Source organism: Actinomyces graevenitzii C83, assembly GCF_000239695.1.
GTDB lineage: Bacteria > Actinomycetota > Actinomycetes > Actinomycetales > Actinomycetaceae > Actinomyces > Actinomyces graevenitzii.
In genome coordinates this window covers 639,790-659,650 of record NZ_JH470338.1, presented here as the reverse complement: position 1 = coordinate 659,650, position 19,861 = coordinate 639,790, and the positions used below count along the sequence as shown (strand labels likewise).

Annotated in this window: 16 protein-coding genes and 1 pseudogene; 13 read left to right on the top strand and 4 right to left on the bottom strand. The window is 58.6% G+C overall.

The features are described 5' to 3' along the window. Positions 1-201: 201 nt before the first annotated feature. From rpsA to HMPREF0045_RS11300, 3 genes and pseudogenes are all read left to right on the top strand, one after another. Entirely contained in the window at positions 202-1,665 is a 1,464-nt protein-coding gene (gene rpsA / locus HMPREF0045_RS02890; protein ID WP_005985337.1) for a 30S ribosomal protein S1, read from the top strand. Positions 1,666-2,409: 744 nt separating this feature from the next. Continuing rightward, positions 2,410-3,747, top strand: a complete 1,338-nt coding sequence (locus HMPREF0045_RS02885) for a Na+/H+ antiporter family protein (RefSeq protein WP_005985335.1) — start codon at positions 2,410-2,412, stop codon at positions 3,745-3,747. Between the two features lie 507 nt (positions 3,748-4,254). Next, positions 4,255-4,860: pseudogene (locus HMPREF0045_RS11300) on the top strand (hypothetical protein); the annotation flags it as partial. 98 nt (positions 4,861-4,958) lie between these two features. Here the strand turns inward: HMPREF0045_RS11300 and HMPREF0045_RS02875 are convergent. Genes HMPREF0045_RS02875 through hsdR form a run of 3 tightly spaced genes read right to left on the bottom strand, consistent with a single transcriptional unit; the run spans position 4,959 to position 10,256 of the window. Continuing rightward, on the bottom strand, positions 4,959-6,371 hold the full coding sequence (locus tag HMPREF0045_RS02875) for a restriction endonuclease subunit S (RefSeq protein WP_005985331.1): 1,413 nt from the start codon (positions 6,369-6,371) through the stop codon (positions 4,959-4,961). Next, positions 6,368-7,840: a class I SAM-dependent DNA methyltransferase gene (locus HMPREF0045_RS02870; RefSeq protein WP_005985329.1), complete on the bottom strand. Its 1,473-nt coding sequence runs from the start codon at positions 7,838-7,840 to the stop codon at positions 6,368-6,370. The genes HMPREF0045_RS02875 and HMPREF0045_RS02870 overlap by 4 nt, the downstream gene beginning before the upstream one ends. Before the next feature lie 16 nt (positions 7,841-7,856). Further along, complete coding sequence (gene hsdR / locus HMPREF0045_RS02865) at positions 7,857-10,256, bottom strand: EcoAI/FtnUII family type I restriction enzme subunit R (RefSeq protein ID WP_005985327.1); 2,400 nt, start codon at positions 10,254-10,256, stop codon at positions 7,857-7,859. Here hsdR and HMPREF0045_RS10390 point away from each other — a divergent pair. The 5 genes from HMPREF0045_RS10390 to HMPREF0045_RS02840 all read left to right on the top strand — a co-directional run bounded on the left by HMPREF0045_RS10390 (position 10,243) and on the right by HMPREF0045_RS02840 (position 13,205). Further along, positions 10,243-10,455, top strand: a complete 213-nt coding sequence (locus tag HMPREF0045_RS10390; protein ID WP_155813078.1) for a hypothetical protein — start codon at positions 10,243-10,245, stop codon at positions 10,453-10,455. The genes hsdR and HMPREF0045_RS10390 overlap by 14 nt on opposite strands. Before the next feature lie 670 nt (positions 10,456-11,125). Beyond that, positions 11,126-11,707, top strand: a complete 582-nt coding sequence (locus tag HMPREF0045_RS10910) for a transposase (protein WP_005985326.1) — start codon at positions 11,126-11,128, stop codon at positions 11,705-11,707. Positions 11,708-11,743: 36 nt separating this feature from the next. Next, positions 11,744-12,244 carry a YjdF family protein gene (locus tag HMPREF0045_RS02850; RefSeq protein WP_005985324.1) on the top strand — a complete coding sequence of 167 codons (501 nt, stop codon included), beginning with the start codon at positions 11,744-11,746 and terminating at the stop codon, positions 12,242-12,244. Positions 12,245-12,672: 428 nt separating this feature from the next. Further along, entirely contained in the window at positions 12,673-12,936 is a 264-nt protein-coding gene (locus HMPREF0045_RS02845; protein WP_005985322.1) for a type II toxin-antitoxin system Phd/YefM family antitoxin, read from the top strand. Positions 12,937-12,938: 2 nt separating this feature from the next. Beyond that, positions 12,939-13,205 carry a Txe/YoeB family addiction module toxin gene (locus tag HMPREF0045_RS02840; RefSeq protein ID WP_005985319.1) on the top strand — a complete coding sequence of 89 codons (267 nt, stop codon included), beginning with the start codon at positions 12,939-12,941 and terminating at the stop codon, positions 13,203-13,205. A gap of 140 nt (positions 13,206-13,345) precedes the next feature. Here the strand turns inward: HMPREF0045_RS02840 and HMPREF0045_RS02835 are convergent, their stop codons facing one another. Then, positions 13,346-13,483 carry a hypothetical protein gene (locus tag HMPREF0045_RS02835; protein ID WP_155813077.1) on the bottom strand — a complete coding sequence of 46 codons (138 nt, stop codon included), beginning with the start codon at positions 13,481-13,483 and terminating at the stop codon, positions 13,346-13,348. 784 nt (positions 13,484-14,267) lie between these two features. On the opposite strand from HMPREF0045_RS02835, the gene HMPREF0045_RS11295 reads away from it, so the two are divergent. The 5 genes from HMPREF0045_RS11295 (at position 14,268) to cas2 (ending at position 19,858) form a co-directional block, all read left to right on the top strand. Next, positions 14,268-14,903 (top strand): transposase, encoded by a 636-nt coding sequence (locus HMPREF0045_RS11295; RefSeq protein WP_081466776.1) that lies wholly within the window; start codon positions 14,268-14,270, stop codon positions 14,901-14,903. A gap of 947 nt (positions 14,904-15,850) precedes the next feature. After that, entirely contained in the window at positions 15,851-16,237 is a 387-nt protein-coding gene (locus HMPREF0045_RS02830) for a hypothetical protein (protein ID WP_005985312.1), read from the top strand. A gap of 1,579 nt (positions 16,238-17,816) precedes the next feature. Next, positions 17,817-18,143, top strand: a complete 327-nt coding sequence (locus tag HMPREF0045_RS02825) for a hypothetical protein (protein WP_005985304.1) — start codon at positions 17,817-17,819, stop codon at positions 18,141-18,143. Between the two features lie 345 nt (positions 18,144-18,488). Beyond that, positions 18,489-19,580: a CRISPR-associated endonuclease Cas1 gene (gene cas1 / locus HMPREF0045_RS02820; RefSeq protein ID WP_196793390.1), complete on the top strand. Its 1,092-nt coding sequence runs from the start codon at positions 18,489-18,491 to the stop codon at positions 19,578-19,580. Next, positions 19,577-19,858, top strand: a complete 282-nt coding sequence (cas2, locus tag HMPREF0045_RS02815; RefSeq protein WP_005985301.1) for a CRISPR-associated endonuclease Cas2 — start codon at positions 19,577-19,579, stop codon at positions 19,856-19,858. Before cas1 ends, cas2 begins: the two co-directional genes overlap by 4 nt. Positions 19,859-19,861 lie beyond the last annotated feature (3 nt).

Below are 19,861 nucleotides of genomic sequence, written 5' to 3'. Positions count from 1 at the left end.
AAGATAATTACTAGCTGTTGTTAATACCCTGTTATTTATGCCTGTCTAACTGATAAGGTGAGCAGCGTATGCCCCTAATCTGTGTAAACAGATTAAGCATTTAACAATGTGCAGCGGCTAACTGGGACGGACCTAGTTGACCGTATGCGGGGCAGGCATGTTCGTCCGCAACTACTTTTCCGTATTCGGAGCAACTTCTAAATGACCACCACTACGCCCAACGAGCCGACCAACAACGAGGTCGCCGTCAACGACATCGGCTCTACCGAGGAACTACTCGCAGCCGTCGACGAAACCATCAAGTACTTCGACGATGGCGACATCGTTGAGGGCACCGTCGTTAAGGTTGACCGCGACGAGGTCCTCCTCGACATCGGCTACAAGACTGAGGGCGTTATCCTCTCTCGCGAGCTGTCCATTAAGCATGACGTAGACCCCGAAGAGATCGTTGCTGTTGGTGACGAGATCGAGGCCCTGGTTCTCCAGAAGGAGGACAAGGAAGGCCGTCTGCTGCTATCCAAGAAGCGTGCACAGTACGAGCGCGCTTGGGGTCAGATCGAAAAGATCAAGGAAGAAGACGGTGTTGTCACCGGTAGCGTTATCGAGGTCGTTAAGGGTGGTCTCATCCTCGACATCGGTCTGCGCGGCTTCCTACCCGCTTCCCTGGTTGAAATGCGTCGCGTACGCGACCTTCAGCCCTACGTTGGCCGCGAGCTAGAGGCCAAGATCATCGAGCTGGACAAGAACCGCAACAACGTGGTCCTTTCCCGCCGCGCTTGGCTGGAGCAGACCCAGTCCGAGGTACGCACCAACTTCCTGCAGACCCTCCAGAAGGGCCAGGTTCGCAGCGGTGTGGTTTCCTCCATCGTCAACTTCGGTGCCTTCGTGGACCTGGGTGGCGTAGACGGTCTGGTTCACGTCTCCGAGCTGTCCTGGAAGCACATCGACCACCCGTCCGAGGTTGTCGAGGTTGGCCAGGAAGTCACCGTCGAGGTCCTGGATGTGGACTTCGACCGCGAGCGTGTCTCCCTGTCCCTCAAGGCTACCCAGGAAGACCCGTGGCAGGCCTTCGCCCGCGCCCACGCTATCGGCCAGGTTGTGCCCGGTAAGGTCACCAAGCTGGTTCCCTTCGGTGCGTTCGTACGCGTCGAGGACGGTATCGAGGGTCTGGTTCACATCTCCGAGCTGGCCCAGCGCCACGTCGAGGTGCCCGAGCAGGTTGCCAAGGTCGGTGACGAGGTATTCGTCAAGGTCATCGACATCGACCTGGACCGTCGCCGCATCTCCCTGTCGCTCAAGCAGGCCAACGAGGGTGTAGACCCCAACTCCGAGGACTTCGATCCTTCGCTGTACGGTATGGCTGCCGAGTACGACGAGAACGGCAACTACAAGTACCCCGAGGGCTTCGACCCCGAGACCAACGAGTGGCTCGAAGGCTACGAGGCTCAGCGCGAGGCTTGGGAAGCACAGTACGCTGCTGCTCACGCCCGCTGGGAAGCCCACAAGGCCCAGGTTGCCAAGGCTCTGGAAGAGGACGTCGAGCAGGCTGCTGCCGCTCCGGCTCCCGCCAGCTCCTACTCCTCGGCTCCCGCTGAGGCCGCTGGTACCCTCGCTTCTGACGAGGCTCTAGCTGCTCTGCGCGAGAAGCTGACCGGCAACAACTGATTGCTAACACTTAGCTAACAAACGGGTGCCCCTACCAAAACTGGTAGGGGCACCCGTTTATATAAGCGATGCAATTAGCCTTTAAGTGCGCATAAGGCCTGGTGAGGGTTTGGGCTGGAACCAATAGGCTCCAGCCCAAACCTTGTCATCACCTTTTGGCTTTGCTTAGCTAAGAAGTCTTGGCTAGGCTCCACCTGACAGTGAATCTAGGGCTAAGCCCTAAATACACTGACAGCCGGATTTTACTTGGTTTGTAGCGCTAGTCTCAAGTGCGTGACAGCTGCGATAATTGCCACTAAAAATGACGTAGCTAACACTGTGTTAGCAAAACCTGCGCTGGCCAGGTTTCTTGAAGTATTCACAGGTAGGTGCCAGCTTACAGAAGAAAATTGGATTGCGATACTGTTCGCAGTTAGTGAAATCTGTGTGACGTGTATTTGCGTGGGTTAGCGCGCGTGTTTGTTTACGCCCTACCGGCCAAACCCAGTGCAACTATGAGGGGCGCCAGCTGTCCTCGGCGGAATGCTATCTGGATAGGTGCCGCCTGTAGCTGCACACTTGCTCGCAAGGTCGCCACTTAGCGGCTGCCCTGAAACTTGCCGCGCGGGCCACTTCGGCTTGTGAGTCTGGTTGCTCTGGCGCCAGCAGACGCGCCTTCGAATCTACCGTGTGCGCCCGCCAAATATGATTGTCTAGTGAGACAAGCCTTGCCCAGCGAGCTAGGGGCCATTTATATTCCCCTTCATGAACGCCGTACTTATCGCTGTCATAGTAATGCTTGTACTCGCTGCCCTGCGAGTGCATGTGGTGCTAGCGCTGTTCATAGGTTCGGTAGTGGGCGGTTTAATCTCAGGCATTGGCCTTGATAAGACCATGGTGGCCTTCCAAACCGGGCTGGCAGGGGGAGCCAAAATCGCCCTGAGCTATGCCTTGCTGGGCGCTTTCGCCATGGCTGTGGCCAACAGCGGACTGCCGGAACTATTAGCGCAAAAAATTACGGCCGCCGTCGGCAAAGAAAATAATGCCAAAGCGGCCTTTGGGGCTAAATGGCTGATGCTGGCGGGAATTTTAGCCATGTCGGTGATGAGCCAGAACCTGATCCCGGTGCACATCGCCTTCATTCCGCTGATCATCCCGCCTTTGCTGACCGTAATGAACAAGCTGCGTATTGACCGGCGCCTAGTTGCCTGCGTGCTGACTTTCGGGCTGGTGACCACCTACATGTGGATCCCGGTGGGTTTCGGCTCGATCTTCCTGAACAATATTTTGCTGGCAAACATTAAAAGTGCAGGCATGAAAGTAGACGGCATCAACGTCATGCACGTGATGACCATTCCGGCCCTGGGAATGGTGGCCGGGCTGCTGATCGCCGTGTTTTTCTCCTACCGTAAGCCGCGCGAATATGCGGACCAGCCGGTATCGATTGTGGCCGTGGAGCAGGTGAGCCGCTACAAGGTGATTGTTTCCCTGATCGCTATTGTGGCCACCTTCGCCGTGCAGGTGGTGATGCTTTCGCTGGAGTCGGAAGCTGACTCGCTGCTGGTGGGTTCCCTGGTGGGCCTGTCGATTTTCATGATCACCGGGGCGGTTAATTGGCGTCAGGCCGACGACGTGTTTACCCAGGGCATGAAAATGATGGCGATGATTGGTTTCATCATGATCACCGCCCAAGGCTTTGCCGCCGTGATGAGCGCCACCGGAGACGTGCAGAGCCTAGTGAAAACCTCCGCCGCGCTCTTTGGCGCCAATAAGGCCCTGGCGGCGCTAGCCATGCTGGTGGTGGGGTTGATTGTGACCATGGGGATTGGCTCTAGCTTCTCTACTTTGCCTATCATTACCACCATTTATGTGCCCCTGTGCATGTCTTTGGGGTTCAGCCCGGCGGCCACAGTAGCCATTATTGGTACGGCTGGGGCACTGGGCGACGCCGGCTCGCCCGCCTCTGACTCCACGCTAGGGCCCACCGCTGGTCTTAACGCCGACGGCCAGCACGATCACATCCGTGACTCGGTGATCCCCACCTTCTTGCACTTCAACCTGCCCTTGCTGGCCAGCGGCTGGGTGGCGGCCATGGTGCTCTAGATGGCTGGGTTGCGGCTGTCAGGGCCGCTGGGTTGCAGCTTGGTCTGGGGCCTGCGCCTGAGATTTACAGGTAAAATCGTCCGTCGCCTATGATTTTTCAATACTGTTTTTATAGGCGACGGACGATTTTGTAGGTAACGGCGGCGAGCTGGGCCTTGCCGGCGTCGAGAGCGAAGCCACTGGGGCCATCGTTGCTGCTGGCTTAACTCTCGACGACGGCGCCGCTGTAGTTGCGCGCACGTCCCTGACGCTCATTACGGCCGTCTTTCATGACACGGTCAAACGGACCCGGGTCACGGCTGCCTACGGCACAATGGCCGGTCTGGGATCCTCTGGCGGGATGCTGATCGGCGGGTTTATCACTGCTTTCTTATCTTGGCGGTTCGGTTCTGGATTAATGTCCCCATCGCGGTGGTAGTACTCGTGCTTGCCGTGCGGTTTTTACCTGCTTTACCTTCACGGCCGGGCCGGTTCGACGTGCTAGGTGCGGTCCTGCTGACCGGTTCCATGTTTCTGATCACCCTAGCCCTAGTGGAACGCAGTGTTATGCCAGGAATAATTGGGGCGATCGTTCTTGTCATGGCTGTTGCCTGGGAGCGTAAAGCTTCTGCGCCAATTCTTCCCGAGCACCTGTGGCACCACCGGGTTCGTGGCTTGACACTAATTGCCCGACTCCTGTTTGCCACGTCCCTTTTCGGCATGTACTTCATGACCACCCAATACTTTGAGCTCACCCTGGGATACTCTGCCCTGACCGCCGGTTTGCTCATGCTCGTCAATTGCGTCCCGCAAGGTGCCACCGGGATGATGGTCAGTTCCCTTGTCACTCGTTTCGGGCTCCGACGCCTGCTCCTAACTGGACTTGGGCAGGGTGCATCCTTTGGCCCAATCACCTCCGTGGGGATCTGGCAAAGCAGCCCCAGCGAGGCGGGAGCTGCTTCCGGCATCGTCAACACCGGCCACCAAATGGGTGCTACCACGGGAGTTGCCGGGCTTACCAGTCTTCTCGTGTTTAGTCCGCACTATTCGACGCCATTGGCTGTTTCGGCCATCCTCATGGTCGTAGCACTGCTCATCATGCTCGCCGCAACCCCCGACCAACACCCGGTCACCCACACTCAACTCGGAAGAGCCGATAAAGCCCATCATCTCGTCGAAGTCGAAGACGTTCTCCTTGAAACGATGAAAGCCTCGAAAGTGAACCTTGGTGATCACAACACAAGCTTGCCGATTTGGTCCACCAAAGGAAGCAAACTATCTAACCTTTTTACGATTCGATCTTGCTCCTCGATCGGAGCTACTGGGATTGTGCGTGGTCTCATGTTCGTCATTGACACGTGAACCATCGTGGAACCGGTTGTCGCAGTACGAATGCGCTCCACATCCCACTGAAGAACATAGTTAAGGTAGTCGCGATTCATAGAATAATGACGTACCTTCCAGATGTGGTAATGGAAAATCGACTTCTCCCCGCGCCATATATGCGGGCCAAAGGAAGCTGACCATGCATAAAGCAGGTCGCCGTTGCTGCAGTACTTGTCATCCTCCAGATCGAGGTCAGAGTAGTACCAGGTCTCATTTGTAAATAGATTACCGACCCTTAGCACTGGCCACTTACCGGAAGTTTGTAGTTCTTGACGCTTGTATGCGCGTCCGTTAATAAGATCAACAATAGATCCGATCTGGGCCCATTCCCACGTATCTGGCAGCTCAAGGGGTTCGTCTGTTTTTTCCACTGATGGCAGTGGTTTCTGCTTTTTAATTCTTCCCTCCTTTTCGAGTTGCTGGCGTTCGGTTTTGATGGTTTCGAGGAGTTCTTCTGCGGTGCCGTCTTCGGGGTGTTGCTTGGTGAGTTTGCCGCTGATGGCGGCTTGGAGGATCGCGCGTTCGATTGCTTTAGCGAACTCGCGGTCTAGATACTCTCTCTCTCTCTCAAGTTCAGCAAGTTGATCAATGAGCGGCAGTAACGCGTCAAGCTTGGCAACAATCCGTTCTTGCTCGGCGAGCGGCGGGAGAGGAAGCGGTGTTGTGAGCAGCATGTCGCGACTAATTCCTGGAATCATACTTTTCGCTTGTGCCTTTAAGGCAGCGACTGAATATTCGAGGAACGCAGCGATGTATCCGCGTCGAACTTGCAAGCAAGTTATCGCCATGATCTGTCGAGCGATATGAGCTTCCGACTCTTCCAGCACAGCAAGATCGCCAATAGTTCCCTTGCAGGTAATCAGCAGGTCGCCTCGGTGGGCAACCGTTAATGGCTGTGCAGTCCATCGATTGACGATGATAGAACCATTGGCAAAGTTACTCGCACCAGTAATGTAGGGGATACCATCAGGCCTATCTGAATATTGTTCAGGGGTGAGGTCTCTCCCAGACAAGAGGCTAATGGTCTCCCCAAAGCTGATCCATGACCAGCTCGTGGGCAAAACAAACGCTTGATCGTCTGCGTTGACACGTGGAAGCAGCTTCTGCTTCTTGATCTTCTTCTTTTTGACCAGCGCCGCCCGTTCTGCAACGATGTGTTCGAGAAGCTCTTCAGCAGTTCCGTCTTCTGGACGCTGATCTGTGAGCCTGCCGCTGATGGCGGCTTGGAGGATGGCAGCGCGGAGGCGGTCGGCTATCATTCGGTCACCGCCAGGAGCGCTTCAATTTGGGCGATCTTGGCGTCGATTTGCGCGTCGAGTTCGGCTCGTTTGGTCTTGTAATCAGCGATTGTTTCTTCTGGGCTGAGCACGACGGTTGTTTGTTGCGGGAAGCCGCAGAGGTCAAGGTTGTAACCGCCCTCGATAAGTTGATCGGCGGTGAACCGCTGGGCTTTGGGGTTGCCGTCAGCGTCTTCGAGCTCTCGGCGATCCATCCACCACTCAGCGGCGTCGGCCAGGTGTTCCCTCAGCATTGGTCTGGTCTTGGAGAACGCTTTGTAGCCTTCGGGGAGGTCTACTCGGTAGTACCAGGTCTCCTTGGTTGTACCGGTGTTGTCGAAGAACAGCAGGTTGGTAGCAATGGAGGTGTAGGGCGAGAACACAGAGCCCGGCAGGCGGATGATGGTGTGGAGGTTGAACTCCTTGAGGAGCCGTTCCTTCAGTGCGAGTTTTGCGCCGTCGTTGCCGAAGAGGAACCCGTCGGGCAGTACGACCCCGGCTCTTCCGTGTCGTTTGAGCCGGTAGGTGATGAGCGCGATGAATAGGTCTGCGGTTTCAGAGGAACGGAAGGTTTGCGGGAAGTTCGCTTTGACCGATTCTTGCTCTGTGCCGCCGTAGGGCGGGTTCATGGTGACGACGTCGAACTTCTCGCTGTCTTTGAAGTCGCGCACGTTGCGTTCGAGTGAGTTGCCGTGAATGAACTGGGGCTGGTCGACGTCGTGTAACAGTAGGTTGGTCACGCCAAGTAGGTACGGCATTGGCTTCTTCTCAATGCCGTAAACGCTGGAGCGATATGCCTCGCGGTCTTCGACGCTTTCGACCTGTTCGTCGAGGTGTTTGAGCGTTGAGGTGAGGAACCCGGCTGTTCCGGCTGCGAAGTCCGCGACGGTCTCTCCGAGCCTGGGGTTGATCATTTCGATCATGAAGTCGGTGACCGCGCGCGGCGTGTAGTACTCACCTGAGCTGCCCGCGCTTTGGAGTTCTTTCAGCAAGGTCTCGTAGATCTCGCCGAAAGCATGCCGGTCTGTATAGTCCTCGAAGTCAATCTCGTCGATCAGGTTAACGAGTTGACGGATGAGGATGCCGTCCTTCATGTACTGGTTCGAATCCTCGAACACTGCCCGAACCACGGATTGACTGAGCGGCGTCGATGCGGTGATCGGCAGCGATTTGAGGACTGGGAAGAGTTCAGTGTTGAGGAACGTCAGCAGTTCCTCACCGGTCTTGGAGCGTCCGTCTTTTCGGTCGGGTGCCCAAGATCGCCAGCGGAGATGTTTGGGGATGATCGACTGGTAGGCGGGGTTGTGGAACTCCCAGTCGGCTTCTTTCGCGTCGTAGACCTTGAGGAATAACAGCCAGGTGAGTTGGGCGATGCGTTGGGCGTCGCCGTCGACCCCGGCGTCTCCGCGCATGATCTTGCGGGAGGTTGAGATGAACGAGTTCAGGCTCATTAGCTACTTGTGCTCCTTATGCAGCTTCGTAGAGGGCGTCTTCGAGTTCACGAATGGCCTGGAGGTAGGCATTGCGTCCTCCGAAGAGGCGGGCAATCTTCTTCGGTGACCCGTACTGGGTGAATGGGTCAACGCTGAGGACTCTGGTTGTTTCGATTTCAGATATACCGATATCTGCGTACTTATCCAAGAGCGCTTCCAACACTTCGCGGCACGTGTCTGAGTATTTGTGGAGGTAACCGCGCTTCTTGACGTGATCGATACGCTCTTGTTTGGTCAGTGGAGGCTTGTCGAAGGCAACGTGGAGGATCAGGTCGAAATCGTCAACGTCGAAGAACCTACCGTCAGCTTCTTCGCGTATCGCCTCAAGGAAGACGCCACGGCTGCTGAGCTGGCCGATGAGTTCGTCCTTTCGCTCGGCCTGCGACCAAGCGGTAAGGAACGAGTCGAGGCTGGAGTACGTGTTCAGCAATGACCGCTTCGAGAAGTCGCGGATCGATTCGGTTACGAGTTTTCCGGTGACTGGATTAACATACTGTACACGTTCGTTGAGCAATTTGACTTCAACACCCCGAACTCGCACCTTCCCTCGCTTTTCAGAGTCTGGGTCGGTGATCCACGGCGGCTCACAGACGATCACATCATCTGGGCCGAAGTCCTCAATACCCTCCTCAAACCCGTCATCTTCTAGTGTTTCGTCGTCTGGCCATTCGGGTACGGAGATCTCATCATCATCTCCGGGCGCGGGCAAAGGCATGTCTATGCTGCCCGCAGGGTTGCCGTCGAAGTCTGGGTCGGCGAAGAGTCGGGTCGATCCACGGAAGTCCATGATTGTGAAAAACTTTTTCCCATGTTCAGGATCAAGTCGGGTGCCGCGTCCGACAATCTGTTTGAATTCCGTCATCGACCCGATATTGGCCTCCAAGACGATGAGCTTGATCGTTTTGACGTTGACACCCGTCGTGAGCAGTTTCGATGTGGTGACCACTGTCGGGTACTGCTCGTTGACGTCAGCGAAGTTATCGAGCTGACCCTTGCCCTCATTATCATCACCGGTGATCTTCATAACATACCGATAGTCTTTGATGACCCGCTCAAGGTTCTCTTTCGCTAGGGCTTGGCGCATTCGTTCAGCATGCTCAATATCGACGCAGAAGACGATGGTCTTCGAATCAGTGCCGTACTTCTCCAGCCAGGACGTCACGTACTTGGCGACCATCTGGGTGCGCTCATCAATGATGAGGTTACGGTCGTAATCCTTGATATTGTACTCGCGATCCTCAACTTCGTTGCCATCAACGTCGACTTGCCCCTCGAACGGTCGCCAGTTCTCCAAGTCGACGTCCAAGCCAACACGGATCACCTTATACGGAGCGAGGAAGCCATCCTCGATTCCCTGTTTCAAACTGTAGGTGTAGACAGGCTCACCAAAGTAGTCGATGTTCGACACTTCCTTGGTTTCTTTCGGTGTTGCCGTCATACCAATGTGGATGGCGCTAGAGAAATAGTCGAGGACACGTCGCCACAGCGATTCTTCGCGTGCTGATCCACGGTGACACTCGTCAATGATGACGAGGTCAAAGAACTCTGGTTTGAACTGCCGGAATGGTTCTTCACCCTCCCCACCAGCGAGCTGTTGATACAGGCTCATGTAAACCTCGTAAGAGGAATCCAAGTGCTTGCCTCTGACCTTGGTGATGCGGCCAGAGAGTGGCTCGAAGTCGCCGGTGATGGTCTGATCGATCAGCACGTTGCGGTCGGCAAGGTACAGTACCCGTTTCACTGTTCCAGCTTTGAGGAGCCGCCAAATAATCTGAAAGGCCGTGAATGTCTTGCCGGTGCCGGTGGCCATCACCAGGAGTAGACGGCGGTCGCCTTGTGCGATTGCTTCCAGCGTGCGGTCTACCGCTACCTGCTGGTAATAGCGAGCTTCTTGCGGTTTGAACGGGTCAACATGATATGGCTCAGCAATCAGTGCCGCACCCTGAGCGTCAAGTCCTTTGCCAACCAGATAGCGTTGCCACAACTCATCCTCGGTAGGGAACTCATCCAAGCCGATCTCTCGCTCAATGCCGGTGAAGAAGTCGTGCTCGATGAAGCCCTTGCCGTTTGACGAGTAGGCGAACGGGGCGTCAAGCTTCGCGGCATAACCTAGTGCCTGCTGCAGACCTGCACGGACAGTGTGCTCCATGTCCTTGGCTTCAACAACCGCAAGCGGCTTACGCGACTTCGAACCAAGCAGCACGTAATCCGCTTTGCTGATCTCGCCCCGTTTGGTCTTGGCACCTTGAACAATGACCTGGCCAGGAGCGATGACAAGCTCCATACGAAGTTGCTCTTTACGCCAACCAGCCGTCTCTGTGATCGCAGGTGTAATGAACCTGAGCTTGACATCCTCTTCAGTGAGCTTTGACATTGCTCTCCTCCTCCATGTCTTCGACAATCTCCGCGATATTGATCAGTTCTCGGACCGACGCTTCAGCGATTTTAACGAGCACGGTGGTAGTGACATTCTCGTTTCCATCGAGCTTGGCGACGGTGCCAGTACTGATGTCTGCCTTGACCTGAAGATCGCGCTTCAGTCAGCCTTCGTTGACGAGCTTCTTTCACAATAAATCGTAGCAGGTTCTTATCATTACTCCTCTGCTTCTTGATCGTTTAACGGCTCTTCCGAGTTGAGTGTGGGTGAGTGGGTGTTGAGCGGGGGTTGCGGGTAGAGGTCGAGGTCCCAGGTGATGAGCGGACTTCAACCCCCGCGATCTTCAAAGGACCTCGGGTGGTGTCTGGCCCTACCTGCTGCTGCTCCGTGTCGCTTGATCGGTGTGATCGGTGTGATCTGCTCGTCAGTTTGGAGGGCTTCCATCTGATGAGCGTGACTCGCACCCCAGATACTCTGATGCTCGATGTTGAGTCGTGCAACCAGCTGGCGGGGTGCCCTGGATGCGCGGTGACTTGCTCAAGGCCACGGGTGCGTGGTGGTGGAGGTGATCGACGCGCCCTGGGCCGGGGTCCCGGCAAGGTTCCGGTGGTTTAAGCGACGCTGGATATGTCGCACCACGTGGAATACCGTATGGTCCCATATCAAGCCGTGTCTGCAAGCCGCATCTGATGACCCTGCCCGTTTTTGCGGGGGTTCGGGTGCTGGGGGTTGATGAGCATGTGTGGCATCACCAGGACCGACGTCGACGGGGCCCCCGTGAGCTCACCGGCATCGTGGACCACGTCTAGGGGAGGATCATCCCACGGCCCGCTTGAGTGGACCTGGTCCCAGGCAGATCTGGCACCATGCATGAGAACTGGCTAGAAGAGCGCGGCGAAGACTTTCGCTCCGGTATCCAGATCGCGACGGTGGATCCCTTCCAGGGACAGAAAGAACGCCTCCGTGAGGCCTTCACGGCAGATGAAGCGCACATCAGTGTCGACGTCGCCTACCTTCACCGGGCAAGTGCGCGAGTTCTTCCACCAAGCCACACCCACCCAAGGCCAACGCCTGGCCGCTCGTCTCATCGAGCGCCTACCAGCCTGTCCATCTCCGAAATCGCTCGCCTGGGGCGGACCCTGCGCAAGTGGAAGGACGCACTCGACGACTACTTCGACACCGACGGAGCAAGCAACGGCTCCACGGAAGCCATCAACGGACATTATCGAGCTGGGCAGACGCACCGCCAGAGGCTACCGCAACCCCACCAGCTACCAACTCCGAATCCTCATCGCAGAAGGTCTAGATGCCTCCACCCACACTCAACTCTGAAGAGCCATCAAACTGTTGGAGGCCCGTACCCGCGCCCCCATGTCCATCGGCGGCAAGCCGATCGTCCAGTAGCAACACCCCGGAACACGGGATGTATAATGAGTCGTCAGTCCTGATACGCGAACCGCACAGTCCAGTAGGAAGTCTGGGCGATGCCTCGCATCCGTCGCTGCCCCGAGCAGAATCCAGCGTCATCGGGTCCACCGTGGTGTACCTGGAGACGAGTAATGAAGACGGAGTCCACACTATATTTCGATGGTCAGTTCTGGGTCGGTGTCATTGAGCGCCACGAGGCCGACCGTGTTCGCGCCGTTAGAATCGTGTTCGGCGCGCAGCCCTCAGACGCGGAGTTCTACGAGTTCCTTCTCGCTCACGCTAACGCTCTCCTGTGCCGCCTCGACGAGGCCGCTTGGACGCCCGATACGGCCCAACGCCAGACGACACACCACAACCCTAAGCGCACACAGCGCCAAGCGTCTCGCCTCGCTCGCCGTGCGCTTCCTTCCACTGCGTCACAGGCATCGATTCAAGCGGAACGTGAACGCACGGCACAAGAACGAGCTTCCACAACCAGGCAAGAGAAACGAAAGAAAGCTGAAGAGAAACGACGACTCGCCCGCCTGAAAGCGAAGGCTCGCCACCGCGGCCACTAAGGGCTGCACGTTAACCCCTTGACACACACGTAAACCCCATAACCTGCGCGTAGGCGGCGCTGCCCCCGTGCGGATGAAAGGGCCCACGTGCACATCATCGGGCCCACGTGCGGACGCGCATGGGCATGGGCGGCCACGAAGCGGATAGGAAACCACGAACTGGATAGGTTATGACGTTGCGGATAGGAAAATAACCTATCCAGATCAGCGCTTCCTATCCAGAACGCACGGCCCTCTCCCTCCCAGGTGAAGGACGCCGCGATGCAGACCCCATGCCAGCAGTCCCACGTCAGCAGTCCCGCGCCAGCAGTTCCGCAGTACCTGGCCCCGCATGGAGGCGTTACCCCCGCGCATCACCATCCGGCTGGAGACACACACCCTCACTTCATGTACAATGTTCTGTACATAGACGAGCAGAGGAGCACCCCATGAAAACCATGACCTACACCGAGTCACGCGCACGCTACGCCGAGGTCCTCGACCAGGTCGTCAACGACCGCGAGGAAATCGTCATTACCCGACAGGGCCACGAGAGCGCCGTCATTATCGCCCTCGACGAGTACGAGTCCCTCATGGAGACCGTCTACCTCATGCAGTCCCCCGCAAACGCCCGCCACCTGCGCGAATCGATCGCACGTCACCGCGCTGGCGAGGGCGTCGTTCACGACCTCATTGAGCTCGACGAGGACTGACCATGCACATCACATGGGATGAGGAGGCCTGGAACGACTATGTCTGGTGGCAGTTCGAGGATCGCAAGACCCTCAAGCGCATCAACGCACTCATCAAGGACATCCAGCGCAACGGAAACGAGGGGATCGGCAAGCCTGAGCCTCTTCGCTACGAGTTCTCGGGGTACTGGTCACGCCGGATCGACTCACGGCACCGCCTGATCTACCAGATCAGCGACGACGGCAAAGCCCTCTGGATCATTTCCTGCCGCTTCCACTACGGCGAGTAAACATGCACGAGGCCCGGACTGCATCCACCCCGAAAGACAAGTAACAACGCCCTGACGCCAAGCGCCGCGACTGCCCCTGCAGCCGCGGCGCCCGCGCACACAACACCGCTCAGTACGTCAAGAGTCCCCAGCGGATCAGGTCACGCAGGGGTGCCTCGATCTCGGCGCGCACGCGCCGCGCTGAGCGCCTCCGCCGCCTCGCGGGCGTGGCGCGTGGGTGCGTGGGGCAGGGCGTCCAGGGCGCGCAGGGCCTTGGCCATCGCGCTTGATTCTTTCATCTTCGGGCGCAGCTCCTCGGACACGGACATGCCGTAGTCTCCCGCGTGCACTACCAGGGCCTCGATCAAACTGGCTCTTCCGAGTTGAGTGTGGGTGAGCGGGGGTTGCGGGTAGAGATCGAGGTCCCAGGTGATGAGCGGACTTCAACCCCCGCTGTCTTCAAAGACCTCGGGCGGTGTCTGGCCCTACCTGCTGCTGCTGTGTGTCGCTTGATCGTTGTGATCGGTGTGATCTGCCCGTCAGTTTGGAGGGCTTCCATCTGATGAGCGTGGCTCGCACCCCAGATGCTCTGGTGCTTGATGTTGAGTCGTGCAACCAGCTGACGGGCTGCCCGGGTTGTGGGCTGAATCGCACAAGGCCACGGGCGCGTGGTGGTGGAGGTGATCGACGCGCCCTGGGCCGGGGTCCCGGTGCGGATCCGATGGCTTAAGCGACGCTGGATATGCCGCGAACGCACCTGCCAGACGGTGACATTCCTGGAGCACAGCGAGAAGGTGTGTGCACCCCGGGCGCGTTTGGGTGTGCGGGCGATCCGCTGGGCGATCCGACAGTTGCGCTTCGAAGGAGCCACCATAGCAGGATTGGCTCGACAACTGGCAACCACGTGGAACACCGTGTGGTCCCACATCAAGCCGTGCCTGCAAGCCGCATCTGATGACCCCGCCCGGTTCGCAGGCGTGCAGGTATTGGGGGTTGATGAGCGCGTATGGCATCACCAGGACCGACGCCGCCGGGGCCCACGTGAGCTCACCGGCATCGTGGACCTGACGCGAGGGAAGGACCATCCCACGGCGCTGGACCCCTTCCAGGGACAGCAAGAACGCCATCGACGATCAACTCCAAGACGCCACCAGCGTCCTCGACGCCTTCCATATCGTCAAGCTCGCTGGACACGCTCCAGGTGAGGTGCGCCGCCCGCGTCCAGCAAGACACGACCGGTCACCGTGGGCGCAAGGGCGATCCCCTCTACCCAGGTCCGCAATCTTTTGCGCGCCTCGCGCCACAGGCTCACCCCACGCCAAAAGGAACACCTCCGTGAGGCCTTCGTGGCAGATGAGGCACATATCAGTGTCGACGTCGCCTATCTTCACCGGGCAAGTGCGCGAGGTCTTCCACCAAGCCGCACCCGCCCAAGGCCGACGCCTGGCCGCTCGTCTCATCCAGCGCCTACCAGCCTGTCCCATTCCTGAAATCGCTTGCCTGGGCCGGACCCTACGTAAGTGGAAGGACGCACTCGACGCCTACTCCGATACCGACGGAGCAAGCAACGGCTCCACGGAAGCCATCAACGGACATTATCGAGCTGGGCAGACGAATCGCCAGAGGCTACCGCAATCCCACCAGCTACCAACTCTGAATGCTCCTCATCGCAGGAGGTCTAGATGCCTCCACCCACACCCAACTCTGAAGAGCCCTTAATGCACCTTTTGGCGCTCGGTGCTTTCTGACCACCCTGTAAACGCCAGTGTTAAGGCCATGCCATGAGTGTCTTAATGCGCCTTTTGGCGCTCGGTGCTTTCTGACGGGGTATAGGACGTATGGCTGATAGGTCAATTAAAGTGTCTTAATGCACCGTTTGGTGCTCGGTGCTTTCTGACTCTCAATTCCTTCGATTATCTACGGAATGATACAACGAGTCTTAATGCGCCTTTTGGTGCTCGGTGCTTTCTGACGAAAATGGCAAAAACGCTACGGGAACAGCACGCGTCTTAATGCACCTTTTGGTGCTCAGTGCTTTCTGACGACCTGAGCGAAGCCTCCCAAAAAATCGGTGAACTTACGTCTTAATGCACCTTTTGGCGCTCGGTTCTTTCTGGCTTGTCATCGATTACGTGATGGCGTTCACGTTTGTGTCTTAATGCACCTTTTGGCGCTCGGTGCTTTCTGGCAAGCCAAATGACGATCTTGCTGTTCTTCTCGGTACGACTGTCTTAATGCACCTTTTGGCGCTCGGTTCTTTCTGGCCATCCTGGTAAATCCTCTCACTGGCCGCCCCGTATAGTCTTAATGCACCTTTTGGCGCTCGGTGCTTTCTGGCGATCTGCCAGAGAATTTCTGAAAGTTTTGGTCTTTCATGTCTTAATGCACCTTTTGGCGCTCGGTGCTTTCTGACTGCCCGGCGTGTCGTACCCCCTGTGGCCAGGGGAAACGTTACGTCGGATCGCCAGTGGTCGAAAAAGCATCCCTCCGACCAGCAAGCACAAGGGAAGAATATCAGACTATTCGTTGGAAATGCTGGCATCGCCGCAGACTCGCTCTGGTGATGCTTTTGCCTCGGAGATCGCCGCCGTCACCGGCGTGTCGATCAGTCACAGCACTTCACACTTGTAGGGTAACCGCAAGGTTGTTGAGTGGAAGGAACGACGATGACGACACCCACCACGGCCTCGTCCCTGAGAGAAGCGCTCACCCCCGAAGCCCTCACTTGCGCCAGACGCCGACTCCTCACAGCACACCCCGACCCCACCAGAGCGAACACCTCCACGCCGGGAAGCCTCACCGACGAACAACTCCGTGTCCTCGCAGCCCACGACTGGGCGCCGCCACGCATCGCCGCACTTGACAGGAACACTCTCACGACGGCTGCCCCCATCACTCGGGCGCTCCTGGCTGAATCGGTGCGCGAAAGCCTCGAACGCCGCCTCGCCGCGGAACGCCCCTACGGCACCTACGATGACACGCGCGCAGGACACGATGCATTCAGCAGGGGACTCGTCGAGGACTACGACCACGGCAACCACCACCTCGCGTAAGCCATCATCCGCCCGGCCGCCCCTGGCCTCGTGACCCGTGCGGCACTCTCGGCACTGGACGTCCCCGACGCCGACGCGCCCATTATCGACGAACTCGCCCGGGCCTCGGACCCCAACCCGATCGCGAGCGTGCTAGCCGACGCCGCTCTGTTTGATCTTGACAGGTACGCCACTGGGCGAGGACTGCGTTACTCGCGCGTCGGAACCGCCCTCATGCTCGCGGCGCCAAGCGAGCAGCGCCTGGCCGGCGCCATCGATGCCGTCGCCGCGTCCAGCAAGACACGACTGGTCACCGTGGACGCAAGGGCGATCCCCTATATCAGATCCGGCTTCTTTTGCGCGCCTCACACATGCAGGCTCACCTCACGTCAAAAGGAACGCCTCCGTGAGGCCTTCGTGGCAGATGAGGCGCATATCAGTGTCGATGTCGCCTACCTTCACTGGGCAAGTGCGCGAGGTCTTCCACCAAGCCGCACCCGCCCAAGGCCAACGCCTGGTCGCTTGTCTCATCCAGCGCCTACCAGCTTGTCCCATCCCCGAAATCGCTCGCCTAGGGGCGGACCCTACGCAAGTGGAAGGACGCCTTCTTGGCCTACTTGGATACCGGCGGAGCCAGCAACGGCTCCACGGAAGCCATCAACGGACATTATCGAGCTGGGCAGACGAATCGCCAGAGGTTACCGCAACCCCACCAGCTACCAACTCCGAATGCTCCTCATCGCAGGAGGTCTAGATGCCTCCACCCACACCCAACTCTGAAGAGCCCTTAATGCACCTTTTGGCGCTCGGTGCTTTCTGACGCAGTAGCTATAAAAGCTATGGGTAACAAGCCACTACATGTCTTAATGCACCTTTTGGTGCTCGGTGCTTTCTGACCAGATTTACAGGCTTTACCCCCTGAACGAATGTGGGTTTTGTCTTAATGCACCTTTTGGTGCTCGGTGCTTTCTGACGGAAGCTATCCACCAACGCGAAGCAGATGGCGAAACCTTGTCTTAATGCACCTTGTGGCGCTCGGTGCTTTCTGACCTGGGTAGACATGCGTGTAGTGCTGGCCTGGATGATGTCTTAATGCACCTTTTGGTGCTCGGTGCTTTCTGACAGACTCCCTCCTCGGGGAAGTGGTCAGGTTCGCCATCAAGTCTTAATGCGCCGTTTGGCGCTCGGTGCTTTCTGACAGACCGGCAAAGACGCTAAAAAACGCTGGAACCAGCTGTCTTAATGCACCTTTTGGCGCTCGGTGCTTTCTGACAGGTACCTTATATTTTTGTTACGGCCAATCGAAGTTTGTCTTAATGCACCGTTTGGCGCTCGGTGCTTTCTGACTGTACGGCGTGTCACGCCCCCTGTGACCAGGGGAAACGTCACCTCGGATCGCCAGGGGCTGGAAAAGCACCAATCCAATCCGCAAGCACGGCGTCAGATTATCAGACTTTTCGTTGCGATACGGTGTATCGCCACCGGCGGCCTCCGAGGCGGTTTTCCCGCCGGATACTCCTGTCGACGTCGGCGTGTCGGGAGGCAGGCCACCTGAATAGTTGTAGCGTAACTGTAAGGTTGCTTGCGGGAAGGAACGATGATGACGACACGTGCCACGACCTCGTTCATGGCGGACGCATACTCCCCAGACGCGCTCGTGCGCGCGCGGCGCCGCCTCCTCACCTGCGCCCCCGACAGCGGACACCAAAGCCTCGGCGAAGCGCAGCTGCGAGAACTCGCCGAGCAGAACTGGACCCCACCGGCCATTGCCCGCCTCGACGCCACAACCATTAAAGCAGCCGACCCCGTCACCCGGGCGCTCCTGGCTGAATCGGTGCGCGAAAGCCTTGAACGCGACTCATCGCAGAACGCCCCCACGGCACCTACGACGACACGCGCGCAAGACACGACGCCTTCACTAGGGTAGTCGCCGACGACTACGACCACGGCAACCACCACCTGGTGCGAGCCACTATCCGCCCGGCCGACCCGGGCCTCGTGACCCGCGCGGCACTCTCGGTATTAGGCCTGCCCGACACTGACGCCACCATTATCGACGAACTCGCCGGGGGCTTGGACCCAAACCCGCTCATGCGCGTCCTCGCCGACGCGGCCCTGCTCGACCTTGACAGGTACGCGACCGGGCGAGGCCTGCTCTACTCGCGCGTGGGAATCACCCTCATGCTCGCGGCCACCAAACGAACAGCGCCTGGCCGACGCCATCGACACCGTCGCTGCCGCAGCCATTGGCGCGGGCGCGCGCCTCACCGACGTGACAACCCAGTACATTGACGAGGAGAAAGCCCTCGCGAGCATCGGCATCGACCCGTGGGACACCCGGTCCAGCGACGAACCCACCGGCAAAGCCGATCGCATCCTCTATGTCGGCCGCGATGGCGCGCGTGTCCATGTCAAAGCGGGCCGCGTCCTCGTCGACGCGCCCGGCTCGCTGCCTGCAACCTCCGTCCCGAAAAACAGCGTCACGCGCATCGTCCTGTCCGGAAACGTCGTCCTGTCCGCCGGCGCGCGCTCGTGGGCGATGCGCAGTGGCGTCGACGTCGTGTGCCTGTCGCGGCGAGGCTCCTACCAAGGCACCCTCATCGGCGCCAACAGGGGAGCGCACGCCAGTCGGCTCCTCGCGCAAGTGGCCCTCTTCGGCGACCGTGAGCGGCGCGTCCGCCTGGCCGCCAGCCTCATTGGCGCGAAAATCCACGTCCTCACCCGCATCGCCCGACGCGACGAAACCGTGCACGTCGCCGACACGACCGCGCACATGCACGCGTGGCGTCGCTCGCTCACGGATGCGCGCACCCTCGACGAGATCATGGGCATCGAAGGCGCGTGCTCCAACGCCTACTTCGACGCGCTCTCCGCGTGCGTGCCCGCCGACGTCACCTTTGACGGGCGCAGCCGACGCCCACCCCACGACCTACCCAACGCCGCCCTGTCCTACGGGTACGCCATCCTCCTGTCCGAGTGCGTCGGCGCGCTGCACGCCGCCGGGCTCGAACCGTCCCTCGGTATCGCGCACGCGCCCACCGACAAGCGGCCCAGCCTGGCGCTGGACCTCATGGAACAGTTCCGCCCACTCCTGGTCGACCAAACCGTCATGGCACTCCTGCGCACGCGCAAACTCCGGCCCGAACACAGCGTTGTTGAGGCCGAGGCCGGGGGAGTGTGGCTGGGCAGCGACGGCAAGAAAATCCTCGTCGACGCGTACGAGGCCGCCTGCCAGCGATCCGTCAACGGCGCCCTCCCCGGATACTCGGGGTCGTGGCGCAGACACATCGCCCACTCCGCGCAGATGCTGGCGCGAGCCATCGCCGAACCTGACTACCCGTGGAGCGGGGTTGCCTGGCGATGATCTACATCATCGCCTACATCATCGCCGACAACAAACGCCGGCTGCGCGTCGCCAAAACACTGGAATCCTGGGGCTACCGCATCCAAGAATCAGTGTTCCAACTCCGCCTTGACAGCGCCACGCTGGCGCGCGTGCGTTTGTTGCTGGCCGCTCTCATCTCCGACTCCGAAGACGTCATCAACGTCTACCCCATCTGCTCATCCTGCGCCGACCGCGCCGACATACTAGGCGCGGCCATAGCGCTGGACGACGTGGGATTGTGTCGGGGAGTGTGGTGAGGG